The organism is Bacillota bacterium (assembly GCA_013177945.1).
GTDB lineage: Bacteria > Bacillota > DSM-12270 > Thermacetogeniales > Thermacetogeniaceae > Ch130.
The window spans coordinates 1-4,069 of record JABLXW010000043.1; the positions used below are offsets into that span (position 1 = coordinate 1).

4 protein-coding genes are annotated in these 4,069 nt (G+C 56.6%); all 4 read left to right on the forward strand.

The genetic code is table 11. The annotated features are described in order from the left end of the window. The coding region (locus HPY58_13970; GenBank protein ID NPV30721.1) for a hypothetical protein at positions 1–159 on the forward strand (159 nt) is incomplete at its 5' end. Positions 160–240: 81 nt separating this feature from the next. Next, a complete protein-coding gene (locus tag HPY58_13975) occupies positions 241–1,659 on the forward strand; it encodes a sigma-54-dependent Fis family transcriptional regulator (GenBank protein ID NPV30722.1) in 1,419 nt (472 codons plus the stop codon). Positions 1,660–1,684: 25 nt separating this feature from the next. Beyond that, a complete protein-coding gene (locus tag HPY58_13980) occupies positions 1,685–2,833 on the forward strand; it encodes an iron-containing alcohol dehydrogenase (protein ID NPV30723.1) in 1,149 nt (382 codons plus the stop codon). Positions 2,834–3,168: 335 nt separating this feature from the next. Beyond that, positions 3,169–4,069: formate--tetrahydrofolate ligase (locus tag HPY58_13985; GenBank protein NPV30724.1), on the forward strand; the 901-nt coding region annotated here is incomplete at its 3' end.

Below are 4,069 nucleotides of genomic sequence, written 5' to 3' on the forward strand. Positions count from 1 at the left end.
GGGAAAGGAACGGGGCTCGGGCTCTCCGTGAGCCTGGGGATCGTCCAGGCGCACGGGGGAACCATCGGTGTGGAGAGCGAGCCCGGGAAGGGAAGCACCTTTACCGTTTACATCCCTCCCTGCCAGAACTGGAACAGTGAAAATGAAAAAGGAGTCTAAATTTTCCCGGAAAGACAAAGGATCTCGAGAGGAGGAAGAAAGGTGCCGGCAAGAATTTTAGCGGTTGATGACGAACTGGAAATGTGCAACTTTTTCAAATTTTTTCTCGAGGCCAAGGGGCACGAAGTAGTTGTTGCACAAAACGGCAGGCAGGCAAAGGAGGCGCTTCAAAGGCCCTTTCACCTGGCTCTGTTAGACCTCAAACTCCCTGATACCGACGGCCTTACCCTGCTGCGGGAAATCAAGGCCCGGCATCCCAAATGCGAGGTTCTGGTAATGACAGGCTATGCTGCAGTAAAGTCGGCAGTGGAGGCCGTGCAGTTGGGCGCCTTTGACTATTTAGAAAAGCCCTTTGCCGACCTGGACGCCCTGGAAGCGGTGATCGACCGCGCCCTTTCCCGCGCCCTTGCCCAGGAAGAACCCCTGGATGAAGCTTTCGCCCAGAGGAAAGAGGTTCTGGCGAAAATCGGCCTGATTACGGGTAAAAGCGAAAAGATGCAGCGCCTCCTGATGATTGCAGAAAAGCTGGCGCAAAAGGAGATCACCCTTTTGATCCGGGGGGAAACAGGGACCGGCAAGGAACTCCTGGCGCGCTACATTCATGCCGTCAGCCCCCGCGCCGAACAGCCCTTTCTTGCCATCAACTGCGGGGCCCTGCCAGAAAGCCTCCTGGAAAGCGAGTTATTCGGCCACGAAAAGGGGGCCTTTACCGGGGCCACAGGCCAGCATAAAGGCATCTTTGAACTGGCGCACCGGGGAACCCTCTTTCTCGATGAAATCGGAGATGCGAGTCCGGCAATCCAGGTGAAGCTGCTGCGAGTTCTGGAAACCGGGGAAATCCTGCGCGTGGGGGGAGAAAAACCGATCCGCGTCAACACAAGGGTTATTGCTGCCACAAATGCACCGCTGGAAAAGCTCGTAGAAGAAAAGAAATTCCGGGAGGATCTTTTCTACAGGCTGGATGTGGTGACTTTGAGCCTCCCCCCGCTCAGGGAGCGGCGCGAGGACATCGGCCTCCTGGCGGAGCACTTTCTGAAGCGGTACTACCAGCCGGGAGAAGCTCCCCGCCTGAGCGCCGAGGTAATCGAAGCGCTTACAAACTACGACTGGCCGGGCAACATCCGGGAACTTGTCAACGTGATGGCACAGGTTGCCGCGCTCTGTGACGGGCCTGTGGTTTTAAGAGAGCACCTTCCCTCCAAACTTACGGAAAGCATCAAGATAAAAGCAGGAGGCTCAGGAACGACCTCTTCTCCGGAGCAGAAGTGGCTTGCCGAAATCACGGCAAGCCTCGAGAAGTTTGCGGAGCAGGTGGATTTCACGGCGGGCTTTGAACTCTCCTACTTTTTAGAGGAATTGAAAAAGTCTATGTTCCGGGCCACACGGCATCTGATCACGCGCGCCCTCAAAGAAGCGGGAGGGAGTTACACCCAGGCAGCGGAGTGGTTCCGGACGACTCCCCGGGTTCTCCGCTACCTCAATAAAGAAAAACACTGTTAACGGGCCGTTTGGGAGGAAAAGTATGATGAAAATATTTAAGTTCATGGTTCCAGAAATTATTTTTGGAAAGGGAACGCTCCGCCTCATCGGGGAAAGCGCCCGCCGGCTGGGAGCCACAAAGGTCTTTCTCGTCAGCGACGAGGGCGTGGCCCAGGCGGGCTGGATCGACCAGGCAATCAAGCACTTAAAAGACGTGGGGCTTGAGTACAGGGTCTGGACCGAACCAACCCCAAATCCCAAGGATTACGAAGTGGACCGCGGGAAAGAACTCTACCTCGAAGCCGGATGCGATGCCATCATCGGCCTGGGCGGCGGGAGCGCGATCGATGCCGCAAAAGCGGTGGCCATCCTGGCTACAAACGGGGGAAAGATTCAGGACTACGAAGGAGTGGACAAAATCGAAAGGCCTCTTCCCCCTCTCATCTGCGTTGCCACCACCGCAGGCGCGGGAGGAGAAGTGACCCAATTTACGATTATCGTGGACAGCATAAGAAAGGTGAAAATGACCATCGGTTCGAAATCCCTTGTACCTGACATCGCAATTATCGATCCCATGCTCCTGAGCACCATCGATGCCGTTCTTACCGCAAATACGGGAATGGATGCCCTGACTCACGCCATTGAGGCTTATGTTTCGGTGGCCGCCACCCCGATTACGGACGTCCTGGCTTACCGGGCGATCCAGATGATCAGTTCTTCCCTGCGGGCCTCCGTGGCTTCCCGGACAAACATGGAGGCCAAAACGGCGATGGCGATGGCGAGCCTGCTGGCCGGGATTGCAATGTCCAACGCCATTCTCGGACTGGTTCACGCCATGGCGCATCCGCTGGGGGGGCTTCTGAACCTTCCGCATGGAGAAGCAAACGCGATTCTTCTCCCCCACGTGATGCGGTTCAACCTGATTGCCTGCACAGAGCGCTACGCCGAAATCGCGCAGGCGATGGGAGAAAGAACCGAGGGCCTGAGCACCCGGGAAGCCGCAGAGAAGGCAATTCAGGCAGTGGAGCGCCTGTGCTGCGACATCGGAGCCAAGCGGCACCTCTCGGAGATCGGGCTCCAGGAGGAATATATCTGGGAACTCAGCAAGGCCGCGGCCGAGGACGTCTCCCTGATTACGAATCCGCGGGATGCCACGGCAGAGCAGATCGCTGAGATCTACCGGGCGGCCCTTTGATTTTGCTTTCCGGGATCCCTCAGGAGCTTCTACAAAACAGCCTGCAAAAATGCTAAAAACCAGGGATCTGCCTGCAAAACCATTGATCCTGGTGCCGCGTTTTTGGAGCATTGCTCTTGTGGATCTTCTTAAGCTACTGGCACGTAATTTGCGTGTTATTCTTTTCACAAAAGCATGTTAATTTTTTCACGAACCCTCACACCTCACAGAAGTTCTGAGAGAAAGGAGGTGTTTCTCCAAGGGGCTCAATAAAGCAAAAGAAAGGCAAAAGGGGCCAGGAAATTGAATGAAAAACACATTTTAAGTTAAGTATTGAAAGGAGTGCTGGTGTAAAAATGGCTTGGGATGCAACGAAAATGGCGGACTGGGAAATTGCCCAGGAAGCGGAAAAGAATATGCCGAAACCCTATGAAGTGGCCGACAGGCTGGGGCTGGAAAAAGACGAGGTCATTCCCTACGGCAGGGTATCCAGGCTCGACTATATGAAGATCCTGGAGCGTTTGAAGAACAGGCCTGACGGGAAGTACATTGAGATTACCGCAATCACACCCACCCCCCTGGGCGAGGGCAAGACAACGACGACGATGGGAATCATTGAGGGCCTTGCCAAGCGGGGCAAGAACGTGGGCGGCGCCATCCGCCAGCCTTCAGGCGCCCCGACCTTCAACATCAAGGGCACCGCAGCCGGCGGGGGCAACGCCCTCCTCATCCCGATGACCGAGTTTTCGCTGGGCCTGACCGGCGACATCAACAACATCATGAACGCCCACAATCTGGCGATGGTCGCCCTCAACGCCCGGATGCAGCACGAGGCAAACTACACCGATGAAGAGCTGGCAAAGCGCGGCCTGAAACGCCTCAACATCCATCCCAAGAAGATCGAGATGCGGTGGGCAATGGACCTCGGCGCCCAGTGCTTGAGGAACATCATTGTCGGTCTCGGCACCGAGATGGACGGCTTCCTGATGCAGACTGGGTTCATGGTCACCGTGGCCTCGGAAGTGATGGCCATCCTGGCGATGGTGCGCGACCTCAAGGACCTCCGGGAGAGCCTGGGACGGATCATCGTGGCCTACGACCGCCAGGGGAACCCGATCACGACCGAGGATCTGGAAGTGGCCGGCGCCATGACCGCCATCATGCGGGAGTCCATCAACCCAACCCTCTGCTGGACTGCAGAGTACCAGCCCGTGATGGTGCACGCCGGGCCCTTCGCCAACATCGCCGTCGGCCAGT

What these genes read in the sequence shown, in the direction of transcription:
- HPY58_13975 (NPV30722.1), top strand. Translation starts at nt 241, where the DNA reads ATGTGCAACTTTTTCAAATTTTTTCTCGAGGCCAAGGGGCACGAAGTA.
- HPY58_13980 (NPV30723.1), top strand. Translation starts at nt 1,685, where the DNA reads ATGAAAATATTTAAGTTCATGGTTCCAGAAATTATTTTTGGAAAGGGA.